The sequence below is a fragment of the Kribbella antiqua genome (assembly GCF_004345665.1).
GTDB classification, from domain to species: Bacteria; Actinomycetota; Actinomycetes; order Propionibacteriales; family Kribbellaceae; genus Kribbella; species Kribbella antiqua.
On sequence record NZ_SLWR01000008.1, the window covers coordinates 1 to 14,664 of the forward strand.

14 protein-coding genes and 1 pseudogene are annotated in these 14,664 nt (G+C 67.9%); 10 read left to right on the forward strand and 5 right to left on the reverse strand.

Annotated elements, in window-relative coordinates:
* Positions 1–97: 97 nt before the first annotated feature.
* On the forward strand, positions 98–928 hold the full coding sequence (locus tag EV646_RS22285) for a helix-turn-helix domain-containing protein (protein ID WP_132151611.1): 831 nt from the start codon (positions 98–100) through the stop codon (positions 926–928).
* On the opposite strand, the gene glgA is transcribed toward EV646_RS22285, so the two are convergent.
* A complete protein-coding gene (glgA, locus tag EV646_RS22290; protein WP_132151613.1) occupies positions 907–2,064 on the reverse strand; it encodes a glycogen synthase in 1,158 nt (385 codons plus the stop codon). The two genes, EV646_RS22285 and glgA, sit on opposite strands and share 22 nt — an antisense overlap.
* Before the next feature lie 19 nt (positions 2,065–2,083).
* Positions 2,084–2,623, reverse strand: a complete 540-nt coding sequence (locus EV646_RS22295; protein ID WP_241996251.1) for a GNAT family N-acetyltransferase — start codon at positions 2,621–2,623, stop codon at positions 2,084–2,086.
* A 70-nt stretch (positions 2,624–2,693) separates the two neighbouring features.
* On the opposite strand from EV646_RS22295, the pseudogene glgC reads away from it, so the two are divergent.
* The 8 genes and pseudogenes from glgC to EV646_RS22335 all read left to right on the forward strand — a co-directional run.
* Positions 2,694–3,902 (forward strand): annotated as a pseudogene (gene glgC / locus EV646_RS22300) (glucose-1-phosphate adenylyltransferase); the annotation flags it as partial.
* A 137-nt stretch (positions 3,903–4,039) separates the two neighbouring features.
* Positions 4,040–5,284 carry a kynureninase gene (gene kynU, locus EV646_RS22305; RefSeq protein ID WP_132151617.1) on the forward strand — a complete coding sequence of 415 codons (1,245 nt, stop codon included), beginning with the start codon at positions 4,040–4,042 and terminating at the stop codon, positions 5,282–5,284.
* Positions 5,281–6,582: an FAD-dependent oxidoreductase gene (locus EV646_RS22310; protein WP_132151619.1), complete on the forward strand. Its 1,302-nt coding sequence runs from the start codon at positions 5,281–5,283 to the stop codon at positions 6,580–6,582. The genes kynU and EV646_RS22310 overlap by 4 nt, the downstream gene beginning before the upstream one ends.
* Positions 6,579–8,081 carry a 2-hydroxymuconic semialdehyde dehydrogenase gene (locus EV646_RS22315; RefSeq protein WP_132151621.1) on the forward strand — a complete coding sequence of 501 codons (1,503 nt, stop codon included), beginning with the start codon at positions 6,579–6,581 and terminating at the stop codon, positions 8,079–8,081. The genes EV646_RS22310 and EV646_RS22315 overlap by 4 nt, the downstream gene beginning before the upstream one ends.
* Positions 8,078–8,491: a RidA family protein gene (locus tag EV646_RS22320; RefSeq protein ID WP_132151623.1), complete on the forward strand. Its 414-nt coding sequence runs from the start codon at positions 8,078–8,080 to the stop codon at positions 8,489–8,491. The genes EV646_RS22315 and EV646_RS22320 overlap by 4 nt, the downstream gene beginning before the upstream one ends.
* Positions 8,491–9,012: a 3-hydroxyanthranilate 3,4-dioxygenase gene (locus EV646_RS22325; protein WP_132151625.1), complete on the forward strand. Its 522-nt coding sequence runs from the start codon at positions 8,491–8,493 to the stop codon at positions 9,010–9,012. The genes EV646_RS22320 and EV646_RS22325 overlap by 1 nt, the downstream gene beginning before the upstream one ends.
* Before the next feature lie 119 nt (positions 9,013–9,131).
* Positions 9,132–10,139 carry an amidohydrolase family protein gene (locus tag EV646_RS22330; RefSeq protein ID WP_132151627.1) on the forward strand — a complete coding sequence of 336 codons (1,008 nt, stop codon included), beginning with the start codon at positions 9,132–9,134 and terminating at the stop codon, positions 10,137–10,139.
* Complete coding sequence (locus EV646_RS22335; RefSeq protein ID WP_132151629.1) at positions 10,139–10,861, forward strand: alpha/beta hydrolase family protein; 723 nt, start codon at positions 10,139–10,141, stop codon at positions 10,859–10,861. The genes EV646_RS22330 and EV646_RS22335 overlap by 1 nt, the downstream gene beginning before the upstream one ends.
* A gap of 91 nt (positions 10,862–10,952) precedes the next feature.
* On the opposite strand, the gene EV646_RS22340 is transcribed toward EV646_RS22335, so the two are convergent.
* Together EV646_RS22340 and EV646_RS22345 are read right to left on the reverse strand one after the other, a co-directional pair.
* Positions 10,953–11,642, reverse strand: coding sequence for an O-methyltransferase (locus EV646_RS22340; protein ID WP_132151631.1), 690 nt, complete (start codon positions 11,640–11,642; stop codon positions 10,953–10,955).
* Between the two features lie 162 nt (positions 11,643–11,804).
* Positions 11,805–12,587, reverse strand: a complete 783-nt coding sequence (locus EV646_RS22345) for a DeoR/GlpR family DNA-binding transcription regulator (protein WP_132151633.1) — start codon at positions 12,585–12,587, stop codon at positions 11,805–11,807.
* Positions 12,588–12,688: 101 nt separating this feature from the next.
* Here EV646_RS22345 and EV646_RS22350 point away from each other — a divergent pair, with 101 nt between their 5' ends.
* On the forward strand, positions 12,689–13,570 hold the full coding sequence (locus EV646_RS22350) for an SIS domain-containing protein (protein WP_132151635.1): 882 nt from the start codon (positions 12,689–12,691) through the stop codon (positions 13,568–13,570).
* Between the two features lie 11 nt (positions 13,571–13,581).
* On the opposite strand, the gene EV646_RS22355 is transcribed toward EV646_RS22350, so the two are convergent.
* Positions 13,582–14,610 (reverse strand): serine hydrolase domain-containing protein, encoded by a 1,029-nt coding sequence (locus tag EV646_RS22355; protein ID WP_132151637.1) that lies wholly within the window; start codon positions 14,608–14,610, stop codon positions 13,582–13,584.
* Positions 14,611–14,664: the final 54 nt, after the last annotated feature.

Here is a 14,664-nt window from a genome sequence, read left to right on the forward strand (position 1 = left end):
GACGCCTCGCACGCACCGTCTTCAACCACCTCACCAACGACCATCACAGCCGACCTACAACCAGCCTCCCGGCTGCGGCTTGACATAGGAGAAACCCATGGACAACCCTCTCGGTGAGTTTCTCCGCGCCCGCCGTGAACAGGTCCAGCCGGAGGAGGTCGGAATCCGGCGCGTCGGGCTGCGGCGGGTGCCGGGGCTGCGGCGCGAAGAGGTCGCAATGCTGGCCGGTATCAGCTCGGACTACTACCTGCGGCTGGAGCAGGGCCGCGACCGCAACCCCTCGGTCCAGGTCCTCGACGCGCTGGCCGAGGTACTGCGCCTGGACGCGGACACCACGGACTACCTGATCGGACTGGCCCAGGAGCGGTCGCACAACGCGCCGAAGCCCAAGCCGGCCGAGGTGCCGGACAGCATCCTGGAGCTGATCGACGGCTGGCCGAACAACCCGGCGTACGTGCAGAACAAGTACACCGACGTACTCGCGGTCAACGCCCTGGCGACGGCACTGACGCCGAACTACCGGGTCGGGGCGAACCTGCTCCGCGCGATCTTCCTCGATCCAGCCGAACGGCAGCTCCGCCGTGACTGGGAGAACCTCACCGAGGACGGCGTCGCGGCCCTTCGTGCCGAGGTCGGAGCGGACGTCGACGACCCGCGGCTGATGGAGCTGGTCGGAGAGCTGTCCGTCCGGAGTGCGCGGTTCCGGCAGTTGTGGGCGCGGCACGACGTACGGCCGCGGCGTGGTCGCCTCAAACCGCTCAACCACCCGGAGGTCGGCAACATCGACCTCCGGTCCGACAAGCTGCCGATTCCTGGCACGGACGGCCTGACGCTGGTCGTCTTCCACGCGGTTCCCGGAAGCCCCGATGCGGAGAAGCTGGCCCTGCTGGGCAGCCTGACAGCGCCTCAGCCGACCAGAGAGTTGTAGAGCTTCACGGTGCGGTCGGCGACCGCGTCCCAGCCGAACTGGGAGACGGCACGTTCGCGACCGGCCTTGCCCATCGCCTCGGCCTTGGCCGGGTTGTCGACCAGGTCATTGATCCCCGCGGCCAGGTCGCGCTCGAACGTGTCGATGTCGTTCTCGTCATACCGGACCAGCGTCCCGGTCACGCCGTCGTCGACCACCTCGGGGATACCGCCGACCGCGCTGGCGACGACGGCGGTCTCGCACGCCATCGCCTCCAGGTTGACGATGCCGAGCGGCTCGTAGATCGACGGGCAGCAGAACGCGAGCGCGTGCGTCAGCACCTGCCGGACCTCCTCGCGCGGCAGCATCTCGGAGACCACGAACACGCCGTCACGGGCGGCCTTGAGGTCGTCGATGAGCGCGTCGGTCTCCGCCTTCAGCTCGACCGTGTCGGCCGCGCCGGCGAGCAGGACCAATTGGACCGATGGGTCCAGTCGCAGCCCGGCCCGCAGCAGGTGCGGGACGCCCTTCTGCCGGGTGATCCGGCCGACGAAGGTCACGTACGGGCGGTTCAGGTCGACCCCGAGGCGCTCGAGTACGTGCGTACCCGGGTCCGGGCGGTAGAAGTCGGCGTCGATCCCGTTCGAGATCACGTGAACCTTGGCCGGGTCGATGGACGGGTAGCAGTCCAGTACGTCGTCTCGCATCCCGCGGCTCACCGCGACCACGGCGTCGGCCGCCTCGTACGCCGTACGCTCGGCCCAACTGGAGAGCCGGTAGCCGCCGCCGAGCTGCTCCGCCTTCCACGGGCGGCGCGGCTCCAGCGAGTGGGCCGTCACGACGTGCGGGACGTCGTACAGGAGCTTGGCCCAGTGGCCGGCCATGTTGGCGTACCAGGTGTGGGAGTGGACGACCTGCGCGTCGCCGACCGCGGCGGTCATGGTGAGGTCGGTGGAGAGGATCCGCAGCGCCGCGTTGGCCGTCGGGATGCGTGGATCGTCCTCGGAGTGTGCGGTCGCGCCGAGGCGTGGCTCGCCCATGCAGTGCACGTCCACGTCGATCAGCCGGCGCAGCTCGCCGACCAGGAAGTCCACGTGCACCCCCGCCCCGCCGTACACGTCCGGAGGAAACTCACGCGTCAGGATGGCGACCTTCATAGCTCCCGACCCTAGGACATTACGCCACGTGTGTCGGTACCCAGAAGCGGAGCTTTCCGTGTCGTTCGTCCTCCAGTTCGCCGCCGGCGGACTCGATCACGCGGCGGGAGGCGACGTTGTCGGTGTCGCAGGTGAGCAGGGCCGGGTCGATGCCCAGGCCGGCCGCGACCGGGAGGGACTGGGCCAGCATCTGGGTCGCGTAACCCCGCCGCCGCGCCGACGGGCGTACGACGTACCCGATGTGGCCGCCGAGCTCCGTGAGGGCCGGGGTGAGCCGGTGGCGGATCGCCAGCCGGCCGAGCCACTCGTCTCCGTCGACGAACCAGAGCGTGGTCTGGTGCACGATGTCCGGCGGCAGGGCGGTGTCCGGCTCCGCATCCCGCTTGACCGCCTCGACCAGCCGGGCGAACTCGGCCGGGTCCTCCGCCTGCTCGCGGCTCCAGTTCTGCTCGCCGTCGCCGTACGCGTGCACCCCCATCCAGTGGTCGTCGTCCGGCCCCAGTTCGTCCCAGGCAGCAAGGAACGAACGGTGAACGGCAACGGTAGGTTCAGTGAGCATCGGCATCTTTACAGTGTCGCGACACCCGCAACGGCTTATGCAGCGGGGCGTCCCGGACTAAGGTGCGGACATGGCAAAGGCGCCCAGAGTTCTCGGAATCGTGCTGGCCGGTGGCGAGGGCAAGCGGTTGATGCCGCTGACGGCGGACCGGGCCAAACCGGCCGTGCCGTTCGGGGGCAGTTATCGCTTGATCGACTTCGTGCTGTCCAACCTGGTCAATGCCGGGTATCGCAACCTGTTCGTGCTGACGCAGTACAAGTCGCACTCGCTGGACCGGCACGTCACCATCACCTGGCGGATGTCCACCCTGCTCGGCAACTTCGTCAGTTGCGTGCCCGCCCAGCAGCGGCTCGGCCCGCAGTGGTACCAGGGCAGCGCGGACGCGATCTACCAGTCGATGAACCTGATCGACGACTTCAAGCCCGACATCATCGTGGTGTTCGGTGCCGACCACGTGTACCGGATGGACGCCTCCCAGATGGTCGCGGCGCATATCGAGCGCGGCAACGGCGTGACCGTGGCCGGGATCCGGGTGCCGCGGGTCGAGGCGACCGAGTTCGGCGTGATCAAGACCGCCGCGAACGGGCACACGATCGAGGAGTTCCTGGAGAAGCCGGCCGACCCGCCGGGGCTGCCCGACTCGCCGGACGAGACGTTCGCCTCGATGGGCAACTACGTCTTCAGCGCCGACGTGCTGGTCGACGCGCTCCGCAAGGACGCGGCCAACCCGGCCTCCCGGCACGACATGGGCGGCGACATCGTCCCGATGCTGGTTGCCGAGGGCAAGGCCGGGGTCTACGACTTCAAGGAGAACGACGTCCCCGGCGCGCTGGACCGCGATCGCTCGTACTGGCGTGACGTCGGCTCGCTGGACTCCTACCACGAGGCGCACATGGACCTGGTGTCGATCCAGCCGGTGTTCAACCTCTACAACAACGACTGGCCGATCTTCACCTCGCACCCGCAGCTGCCGGGCGCGAAGTTCACCGACAACGCGACCGTCGGCGAGTCGATCGTCTGCCAGGGCTCGATCGTCTCCGGCGCCTGTGTGGACCATTCGGTGATCGGCTCGAACGTGATCGTCAGCTCGGGCGCCACGATCGAGCGCTCGGTGATCATGGACAACTGCAAGATCGGCGCGAACGTGGTGCTGAAGAACGTCATCCTGGACAAGAACGTGGTCGTCCCGGACGGCGTCGAGATCGGCGTCGACCCGGACCTCGACCGCGAGCGCGGCTTCACCGTGTCCAAGGGCGGCGTCACCGTGCTCGGCAAGGGTCACCTGATCGAGCCGGGTCGCGGCGAGACGGCCGGCGAGGCCACCAAGGTCGCCGAGTCTGCCGAGGTCGCGGATGCCGGGGCCGCGGGTGCCGGGGTCGCCGAGTCTGCCGAGGCGAAGGGCGAGGTCGCCGAGGCGTGAGCGAGGCCGAGGCTCTGGAGCTCGATGCCGGAGATCCTGGGCATCGGGAGCTCTTCGACGTACCGCCTGCGCAGGGCGGCGACTATCCGGAGGTCGCGTACTTCGCGGGCAACTCGCTCGGGCTGCGGCCGCGCGCGACCCGGACCGAGCTGCTCGAGGACCTCGATGCGTGGGCTGCCCTGGGCGTCGAGGGGCATCTGGACGCCGCGCGCCCGTGGCTGCCGTACCACGAACTGTTGACCGGGCCCGCTGCTCGGCTGGTCGGTGCGCTGCCCAGCGAGACCGTGGTGATGAACTCGCTCACGGTCAATCTGCACCTGCTGATGGTCTCGTTCTACCGCCCGACCCGTTCGCGGCACCGGATCGTGATCGAGGACTCGGCCTTCCCGTCGGACAGTTACGCCGTACGCTCGCAGGCTCGTTTCCACGGGTACGACGCCGAGGACGCGATCATCCGCCTCCGGCCGCGACCGGGCGAGGACTGCCTGCGTACGGCGGACGTGGTCGAGCAGCTCGGTGGTGACGTCGCGTTGGTTCTCCTCGGCGGCGTCAACTACCTGACCGGTGAGCTGATGGACATCCCGACGATCACCGCGGCCGGGCATGCGGCGGGTGCTGTGGTGGGCTGGGATCTCGCGCACGCGGCCGGGAACGTGCCGCTGTCGTTGCATGACTGGGACGTCGATTTCGCCGCTTGGTGCTCTTACAAGTACCTGAACTCGGGGCCGGGTGCGCTGGCCGGGGCCTTCGTTCACGAGCGGCATCTGGGTGGCGATGTGCCGCGGTTCGAGGGGTGGTGGAGCACGGAGGCGGCGACGCGGTTCGAGATGCGGCCGGAGTCGCGGCCGCCGGTGTCGGCGGACGCGTGGCAGGTGTCGAATCCGCCGATCTTCTCGATGAGCCCGGTGCGGACGTCGCTGGAGATCTTCGACAAGATCGGCATCGGGGTGTTGCGCGAGCGCAGTGTGCGGCTGACGTCGTACCTGGCTGGTTTGCTGTCCGCGCTTCCGCTGCGGGTGATCACGCCGTCGGATCCTGCGCGGCGGGGTGCGCAGTTGTCGCTGCGGATCGAGGGCTTGAAGGCCGGGGAGCTGGCTTCGCGACTGCGGTTCGAGTACGGCGTGATCGCCGACGCCCGGGAACCCGACGTACTGCGGCTCGCGCCGGTGCCGCTGTATTCGACGTACCACGACTGCTGGCGTGCGGCGACCGCGCTGGCCGAGGCGGTGCCGGCGTCATGAAGGTCGCGATCGTCGGAGCAGGGCTGACCGGGAGCCTGCTCGCGTGTTTCCTGGCCCGTCGTGGGCTGTCGGTTTCGGTGTACGAGCGGCGGGCGGATCCGCGGGTCGGGCAGGTCGAGCGCGGGCGGTCGATCAACCTGGCGATCTCGGAGCGCGGGCTGGACGCGTTGCGGCGGATCGGGCTGGTCGACCAGGTGATGGCGGACGCGCTGCCGATGAAGGGGCGGATGATCCATCCGGTCTCGGGGCCGCTGGATTTTCAGCCGTACGCGGCCTCCGGTGATCGGGCGATCAACTCGATCAGCCGGAGTGCGCTGAACAACGCGCTGCTCTCCGCGGCGTCGGCCGCGCCTGGGGTGTCGGTGGTCTTCGAGCATCGGCTGGTGGAGCTGGACTCCGCGTCCGGGCGAATGGTGTTCGCGACGCCGTCGGGGAAGGTGTCGGTGTCGGCGGACGTGGTGCTGGGCGCCGACGGAGCCGGGTCCGCCGTACGGGAGCAATTGCTTGCCGAGGGCATCGTTGCCGAGGACGTCGATTTCCTTGACTACGGCTACAAAGAGCTCTCGATCCCTGCTGTGGATGGGGAATTCGCGTTGGATCCAGGCGCGTTGCACATCTGGCCGCGGGGTACGTCGATGATGATCGCGTTGCCCAACCCGGACAAGTCCTTTACTTGCACGCTTTTCTGGCCTGCCGGATCTTTCGATGCTCTGACAACCGGAGCAGAGGTCTCTGCCTACTTTGCCGAGCACTATCCAGATTTGTTGCCGTTGGCGCCGGATTTGGTGGACGACTACCTGAACAACCCGGTCGGCGTACTGGGCACCGTGCACACGTTGCCGTGGCAGGCGCATGGGCGGACGGCGCTGCTCGGGGACGCCGCCCATGCGATCGTCCCGTTCTACGGGCAGGGCGCGAACTGCGCCTTCGAGGACGTGGTCGAGCTGGATCGATGCCTGGACGACACCGGCGGCTCGTGGGCCCGGGCGCTGCGGCTGTTCGAGGCGCGCCGGCGGGAGAACACCGAGGCGATCGCGGAGATGGCGCTGGCCAACTTCGTCGAGATGCGGGACAAGGTCGCGTCGCCGGTCTTCCGGCTGACCAAGCAGATCGAGCACTTTCTGGAGCGCCTGCTGCCGGGGACCTACGTTTCGCGCTATGAGCTGGTGTCGTTTTCCACGACGCCGTACGCCGAAGTCCAGCGCCGGGTACGTCGCCAGCATCAGGCACTCGGGGCATCGGTAGCGGCCGCGGCCTGCGTACTCGCCGCCGCTTGGCGGGTTTGGAGGCGGCCATGAGCCTTTGGACACCGGAGCTGCTGACCGGGCAACCGCGCTCGGTCGGGTTGTTGCGCAACTTCGTCGACGGCTCGTTCGTCTCGGGCCAGTCGACCTTCGCGAAGCTGAGCCCGGTGACGGGTGAGCAGATCTTCGACGTGTGTGAGGCGTCCGCTGAGACTGTCGACGCGGCGGTGCAGGCTGCTCGGGCGGCGTTGAAGGGCCCGTGGGGCCGGATGAGCGAGCAGGAGCGGGCCGTCGTACTGCGGCGGGTCGCGGACGTGCTCGAGCGGCGGTTCGACGACCTGGTGGCAGCCGAGGTCGGTGACACCGGCAAGTCGATCAGCCAGGCGCGGACGCTCGACATCCCGCGCGGTGCGGCCAACTTCCGGGCTTTCGCGGACTTCGCGACGACCGCGTCGACGGAGTCCTACACGACGGTCCTGCCGGATGGCCGCCGGGCGCTGAACTACGCCGTACGCAAGCCCGTCGGTGTGGTCGCGATCATCGTCCCGTGGAACCTGCCGCTGCTGTTGCTGACCTGGAAAGTCGCCCCGGCGCTTGCCTGCGGCAACGCTGTCGTGGTGAAGCCGTCCGAGGAAACCCCGGCATCGGCGACAGTCTTGGCCGAGGTGATGGCTGAGGCCGGCGTACCGCCTGGGGTCTTCAACCTGGTCCACGGCTTCGGCCCGTCGTCGGCGGGGGAGTACCTCACCCGGCATCCAGGGGTCGACGCGATCACGTTCACGGGCGAATCCGCCACGGGTACGGCGATCGCGAAGGCGGCCGCGGATCGGGTCAAGGCGCTGTCCTTCGAGCTCGGCGGGAAGAACGCCGGTCTGATCTTCGCCGACTGCTCGTTGGACGCCGCGGTCGAGGGATCGGTGCGGTCGGTCTTCACCAACGGTGGGCAGGTCTGCCTGTGCACCGAACGCCTCTACGTCGAGCGGCCGATCTTCGACGAATTCTGCGCTCGCTTGTCCCAGCGCGCCTCGGAGCTGACCTACGGCTGGCCCGCCGACGAGGCGACGATGAACATGCCGCTGATCTCGAAGCAGCACCGCGACAAAGTTCTCTCGTACTACGACCTGGCCCGGCGCGAAGGTGCTGACGTCCTGACCGGTGGCGGCGTACCGTCTTTTGGCGACGCCCGCGACGGCGGTTGCTACGTGCAACCAACCGTGGTGACTGCTCTTGCTGCGGACGCGCGTACGAACACCGAAGAGATCTTCGGCCCGATCTGCCACATTGCCCCCTTCGACACCGAAGAGGAAGCGTTTGCCCTGGCCAACAACTCCGACTACGGCCTCGCCGCCACCGTCTGGACCCGCGACGTCAGCCGAGCCCACCGCGCCGGCACCGCCCTCGACGTAGGCATCGTCTGGATCAACACCTGGTTCCTCCGCGACCTCCGCACCCCCTTCGGCGGCATGAAACTCTCCGGCGTAGGCCGCGAAGGCGGCAGACACTCCCTGGACTTCTACTCCGAACCCACCAACGTCTGCGTGGAGCTGACATGACCGTGGTGCCTGGGAAGGCGGTGCCGCGGGGGCGGTTTCCGCATGTGAAGGTGGCGGGTGGGTTTGCGTTTGTGTCGGGGACGTCCAGCCGACGGGTGGACAACTCGATCGCGGGGGCTTCGGTGGATTCGCTGGGGACCGTCTCGTTGGATATTCGGGAGCAGACTCGGGCGGTGCTGGAGAATATTCGGGACATTCTCGGGGCGGTGGGGGCTGGGCTCGAGGATTTGGTCAGTGTGACGACGTACCTGGTGTCGATGAACGACTTCGGGGGCTATAACGAGGTATATGCCGAGTTTTTCGACGAGTCAGGGCCGGCTCGGACGACTGTCGCAGTACATCAGCTGCCGCATCCCCAGCTGCTGATCGAGATACAGGCCGTAGCGGCGATCCCGCAAAGGAGTCAGTGATGGTCAACTTGGAGTCGACGAACTTTCCGGAGTGGATCGAGGAGAACAAGCATCTGCTGAAGCCGCCGGTCGGCAACAAGCAGATGTTCCCGACCGGGGACGACTTCATCACCATGGTGGTCGGCGGGCCGAACCAGCGCACCGACTTCCACGTCGACCCGTACGAGGAGTTCTTCTACCAGATCAAGGGCACCATGCACGTCGACGTGATGACTGACGACGGGCCGGCCCGGGTGGACATCAACGAGGGCGAGATGTGGGTGCTGCCGCGGAACATGCCGCACTCGCCGCAGCGCGACGCCGACTCGATCGGCCTGGTGATCGAACGAGTCCGCGAGCAGGGCACGCTGGAGAAGTTCCGCTGGTACTGCGCCAACTGCAACGGCGTCGTGCACGAGGTCGAGCTCCAGGTGACCGACATCGTCGCCGACCTGCCACCGGTGTTCAACGCCTTCTACGAAAGCGAAGAAGCGCGGACCTGCCCCAAGTGCGGCACGGTGCACCCCGGCAAGGCCTCATGACCGTTGCCATTTGATGGGTTCACCCACCAAATGGTGGGTTCGCCCCCTGCATGCGGGCGGGGAACCCACAACGAGGTGGGTGAACCAACCAAACGGCGCGGTGGTGGGAGGGGTGGCGGATGACGGTTGATGTTCACACGCACCTGGTGCCGAAGGGCTGGCCGGATCTCTCGGTAGCGTGCGGCGGCTCCGGCTGGCCGTGGCTGCGGATCGACTCCGAGCGGTCCGCCATGATCATGGTCGGCGTGGCGGAGTTCCGCCCCATCGGCCCGCAGACGTGGGATCCGGCCGTGCGGCGTGCCGACATGGATGCCGACGGCATCGATCTCCAGGTGGTGTCTCCGACACCGGTGTTCTTTGGGTACGAGCGACCGGCGGACCAGGCGGTGAAGGTCGCGCGCATCTTCAACGATCTCACCCTGGCGACGCTTGCCGGTGACAACCGTTTCGTCCCGTTCTGCCAGGTTCCACTGCAGGATCCGGACGCCGCGTGTGCCGAGCTCGATCGTTGCCTGGCCGCCGGACACGTCGGTGTCGAGATCGGCAACCATGTCGGCGACAAGGACCTCGACGACGCCGGCATCGTTGCTTTCCTCAACCACTGTGCGGAGACCGGTACGCCGGTTCTCGTGCATCCGTGGGACATGCCGGGCGGTCCGCGGCTGGACCGCTGGATGGCCCGCTGGCTGACCGGGATGCCGGCCGAGACGCATTTGTCGCTGCTGGCAATGATCCTCGGCGGTGCGTTCGACGCGCTGCCGCGGTCTTTGCGGATCTGTTTCGCCCATGGAGGCGGGAGTTTCGCGTTCTGGCTGGGCCGGCTGGAGAACGCCTGGCACCGGCGTGGGGACGTCGTACGTGGTTGCTCTGAGCATCCACCGTCGTACTATCTGGATCGGTTCCTCGTCGACACGGTGGTGTTCGGATCTGCATCTTTACGGCTACTTGTGGATACCTTGGGGGAAGACCGCGTTCTGGTCGGCAGTGACTATCCCTATCCACTGGGTGAACGGCCGGTCGGGGAGGTGGTACGGAAGGCCGGCTTCCTGACCGCGGACCAGCAGCACAAGCTGCTGGAGACCAACGCCTTGCATTTTCTTGGTTCGGCGCAGCCTCGGGAGGTCTGATGAAGGAAGACCGATCGGTACTTTCGCGCGAAGCGCGTGAGCCTGACGAGGAACTCCGGTACGGCGACCATCCGGATCAGGTGATCGACTACTGGCACGCCAAGGAGTACCGGCCGCTGGTGGTCTTCATCCACGGCGGGTTCTGGCGGCCGGAGTTCGACCGGATGCACGCCCGGCCGCTCGGTGAGGCACTGTCCGACCTCGGCTGGCCGGTCCTGTCGCTGGAGTACCGCCGCGAGCCCGGCGACCCGGACGCCACCACCGACGACATCCGTACGGCGATCGACCGGCTGCCCGACCTGGCCGACGTCCACGCGGGCTACGTACTGATGGGCCACTCCGCGGGCGGCCAGCTTGCCCTCTGGGCGGCCACGACGCTCAACCCGGTCCGTCTGCGTGGAGTGATCGCGCTGGCGCCGGTCGCCGACCTGCTGATGGCGGACCGGCTGGGTCTCGACGAGGGCGCCGTACAGGACTTCATCGGCAGTGGCGTCCGCAACGACCTGGACCCGGTCCACCTCCCCGCCTCGATCGCCCCGGTGTCTCTCGTCCACGGCACCGCCGACACTCGCGTCCCCATCACCGTCACCGAGTCCTACTTCTCCGCCCACCCCACCGCCCGCCTCCACCGAGTAGAAGGCGCCGCCCACTTCGACCTCATAGACCCCGAATCCGAAGCCTGGCACGACGTCACTGCCGAACTCACCCGCCTGACGAGCTGACCGGGGCTTGGCACACCGACTCGGGGGTTTGACCAGGTAATAGCCTGTGCCGCGTCCCCAGGAGTTGTGTCAGGTCGGACCCGCGGCGCGTTCAGGCCAGGCGTTTGGCGGCGGTGAGGAGGCCTTCGGAGGTGGGGAGGAGGGCGGAGACGAGGTTGTCGTCGTCGCGGACGGCGCGGATGAGGTCGCGCAAGGCGGTGGTGTCGGGGTCGCGGTGGGCCGGGTCGGCGACGCGGCCGCCGGTGAGGATGCCGGCGAAGGCGACGACGCCGCCGGGCCGGAGCAGGCGGAGGGCCTCGTGCAGGTACGCCGTGTTCTCGCGCCGATCGGCGTCGCAGAACACCAGGTCGTAGTGGCCGTCGGTCAGCCGGGTGACGACGTCCAGCCCAGCGCCGGCGATCAGGCGGAACCGGTTCGATGGGACGCCGGCGTCGAGGAACGTCTTGCGGGCCAGCCGCTGGTTCTCCGCGTCGATGTCGACCGTGGTCAGGGTGCCGTCGGCGCGCATGCCGCGCAGCAGCGCCAGCCCGGAGACGCCGGTGCCGGTGCCGATCTCGACCACCGCCTTCGCGCTCGCGCTGGCGGCGAGCAGGCTCAGCGCGGCGGCCGCACCGGGTCCGATCGCGGCGATGCCGCTGTCCTGGGCGCTCGCCCGCGCACCGGTGACGACTTCGTCCTCACCGGTGTAGTCCTCGGCGTACGCCCAGGACGTCGGGTCGATGCCGGTGGCGATGATGCCCTCCCAGGTTTCTGGCCATGGTTGTGCCGCTGCGCTACTCATGCTGATCCGAAGCCTAGCGGCACGAAGTCCCGTTCCCGTGTCTCCCGCGCCGGGACTGCGCACTCTTGCTCATAACTACGCCCCAAGGATCAGATATGATCGTCTTCAGCAGGCAAGACTGATCTCTCGAGAGGAGGTACGCGAATGTGCGGTGCTGCAGGCTCACGCGCGAATGACGTCGATGCCGGCTTCCTTGAAGATGCCCAGCTGGGACTCGTCGGCCTGGGCGTCGGTGACGAGCGTGTCGATCTCGCTCAGCTCGCAGATCCGGGCGAACGCGCGCTGCCCGAGCTTGGACGAGTCGGCGACCACGACGACCTTGGCGGCCCGGCTGACGATCAGCTGGTTGATGTTCGCCTCGCCCTCGTGGTGCGCGGTGGCGCCGGTCTCGTCGATCCCGTCGACGCCGATGAACGCGATGTCCAGCGACAGGTCGGCCAGGATCCGGTGCGACAGGGGCCCGATCATCTCGTACGACTGCGGCCGGGCGACGCCGCCGGTGAGCACCATCTTGACGTGCGGCCGGACGATCAGCTCGTTGGCGATGTTCAGCGCGTTGGTGACGAGGGTGAACGCGGGCTCGCCGTGCTCGGCGGACAGCTCCGGGCGGGTCGCCAGCGTCCGCGCCACCTCGGAGATGGTGGTGCCGCCGTTCATGCCGATCACCATGCCGCGCCGGACCAGGGTGGCCGCGGCCTGCGCGATCCGCTGCTTTTCCGACGCGAAACGCGCAGTCTTGTAGCGCAGCGGCAGGTCGTACGACACCGCGTTGGCGACCGCGCCGCCGCGGGTCCGGGTGAGGAGCTGTTGTTTGCCCAGGTGGTCCAGGTCGCGCCGGATCGTCGCCGCGGACACGTGCAACTGCTCGGCGAGCTCGTCGACGTCGATGGCGCCTTTCTCGGCGAGCGACTCGAGCAAGGTGTTCAGGCGTTCATAACGCTTCACCCGGGGCTCCTCCTTCACACAATCGGTCAGCCGGATGGCGGCTGGTTGGCACCATTCGATCACGTTCGAGCAGTTTCGACCACGACAAGTGCGGAGACGACATGACCCAGACGCCATACGTGAGTACTGAGATCGCCACTCAGCCAGCCCTCTGGCGACAGGTCGCGGACCGTTTCGCGCAGTACGGTGGCGCATTGCCGAAGCCCGGTCAACGGGTCGCGGCGGTGGGCTGCGGCACGTCCTGGTTCATGGCGATGGCGTACGCCGCTCTGCGCGAGGACCTCGGCCAGGGCGAGACCGACGCGTTCGCCGGCTCGGAGTTCCCGGCCGGACGCCCGTACGACGTCGTAGTCGTGATCAGCAGGTCCGGTACGACGACCGAGGTGCTGGAGCTGATCCGCCGTACGGACCTCCCGACCGTCGCGATCACCGCTACGGCGGACTCGCCGATCGTCGAGCTCGCCGACCAGACCATCCTGCTGGACTTCGCCGACGAGCAGTCCGTCGTACAGACGCGCTTCGCCACAACCACCCTGGCGCTGCTCCGCGCGTCGCTGGGGGAGGACCTCCAGCAGGCCGCCGCGGACGCGGAGACCGCGCTGACCATCGACGTAGACGAGCTGTCCAAGCTGGAGCAGGTCACGTACGTCGGCACGCGGTGGACCGTCGGCCTGGCGCACGAGGCGGCCCTCAAGCAGCGTGAGGCCGCGTCAGCGTGGACGGAGGCGTACCCGGCGATGGACTACCGGCACGGCCCGATCGCGATCGCCCAGCCCGGCCGCGGCGTCTGGGTCTTCGGCGAGCCCCCGGCGGGCCTGCTCGACGACGTCACCGCCACCGGCGCCACGATCATCCACCACCCCGCCATCGACCCGATGGCCTCCCTCGTGGTCGCCCAGCGCGTCGCCGTCGCCAAGTCCCTGGCCCTAGGTCTCAACCCCGACCAGCCCCGCAGCCTCACCCGCTCCGTCATCCTCGACTGACTGACGTCTGCTCAGCAGTAGATGGTGCTGAACAGCGAAATGAGGGTGGTGGCTGGGTCGGCGCTCGGCAATGGGTTGTACGACAGGGTGGCCTGGATCTCGCTTCCGTGCAGTGAATAAGTCGTGTAGCCGAGCAATTCGCCGCTGTGACCCTCGACGGTCTTGCCGCACGGCAGATGGAACCGCTGGAGTCCGAGGCCATAGTCGAAGAGCGAGGTCGCTGGGACATAACCCCGCATCTCGGCGAGCGCAGCGGGGCTGATCAATCGGCCGCCCAGGAGGGCGTCGAAGAACTGGTTCAGGTCGCGGGTGGTCGAGATCATCTCACCCGCGGCCCAGTCCAGCGACGGATTCATCAGCGTGGCATCGGCCAGCTTGCCGTCGACTTCCGCGTACCCGCGGGCATGTGGCCTGGGCAGACCGGGGCGGTCGCCGGGGACGCTCGTCTGGCTGAGGCCGAGAGGCAGCAGGATCCGTCGCGCGATCTCGGCGCCGTACGAGTGATCGGTGAGCCGTTCGATCAGGAGTCCCGCGATCACGTAGTTGGTGTTCGAGTAGTGCCATCCCTGACCTGGGGAGAAGTACGGCGGATGGCTGAAGGCGACGGCCAGTAGTTCCCCGGGCTCGAAGTGGCGGAACCGTTCGGTGCCGCGCCAGCGGTTGGTCGAATAGCCGGCGTCGTGCGCGTAGTCGTAGATGCCGCTCTGGTGGTTGAGGACCTGACGGACCGTGATGTTCTCGCCGTTCGGCACCTGGCCTGGAAGGTGGCGATCGATCGGGTCGTCGAGTGACAGCCGTCCCTCATCGACCAACTGGAGCACGACCGTGGCGACGAACGTCTTGGTGACGCTGCCGATCCGGAAGTACCCGGACGGCACGGCGTCGCCCGCGGCATCGCTCTGCCGGCCCTCGGAATCGTCGACGGCGAGCAGAGCGGCGGACGCGGCGCGGTCGCTGACGAGCTGGTCCAGCTGAGCCGACGGGAAATTGGTGCCGGAGGCAAACATCAGGGTGGCGAGGGTGGCGCTCAGAATCTTCATGCGGTGACCGTATGTGCCGGACAAGCCCCACCAACATCAGGTTTTCCACCGAAT

Coding starts and splice junctions, on each gene's coding strand:
- EV646_RS22335 (WP_132151629.1), top strand. CDS start 10,139: ATGAAGGAAGACCGATCGGTACTTTCGCGCGAAGCGCGTGAGCCTGAC.
- EV646_RS22285 (WP_132151611.1), top strand. CDS start 98: ATGGACAACCCTCTCGGTGAGTTTCTCCGCGCCCGCCGTGAACAGGTC.
- EV646_RS22350 (WP_132151635.1), top strand. CDS start 12,689: ATGACCCAGACGCCATACGTGAGTACTGAGATCGCCACTCAGCCAGCC.
- EV646_RS22315 (WP_132151621.1), top strand. CDS start 6,579: ATGAGCCTTTGGACACCGGAGCTGCTGACCGGGCAACCGCGCTCGGTC.
- EV646_RS22355 (WP_132151637.1), bottom strand. CDS start 14,610: ATGAAGATTCTGAGCGCCACCCTCGCCACCCTGATGTTTGCCTCCGGC.
- EV646_RS22330 (WP_132151627.1), top strand. CDS start 9,132: ATGACGGTTGATGTTCACACGCACCTGGTGCCGAAGGGCTGGCCGGAT.
- EV646_RS22340 (WP_132151631.1), bottom strand. CDS start 11,642: ATGAGTAGCGCAGCGGCACAACCATGGCCAGAAACCTGGGAGGGCATC.
- EV646_RS22320 (WP_132151623.1), top strand. CDS start 8,078: ATGACCGTGGTGCCTGGGAAGGCGGTGCCGCGGGGGCGGTTTCCGCAT.
- glgA (WP_132151613.1), bottom strand. CDS start 2,064: ATGAAGGTCGCCATCCTGACGCGTGAGTTTCCTCCGGACGTGTACGGC.
- EV646_RS22325 (WP_132151625.1), top strand. CDS start 8,491: ATGGTCAACTTGGAGTCGACGAACTTTCCGGAGTGGATCGAGGAGAAC.
- EV646_RS22295 (WP_241996251.1), bottom strand. CDS start 2,623: ATGCTCACTGAACCTACCGTTGCCGTTCACCGTTCGTTCCTTGCTGCC.
- EV646_RS22310 (WP_132151619.1), top strand. CDS start 5,281: ATGAAGGTCGCGATCGTCGGAGCAGGGCTGACCGGGAGCCTGCTCGCG.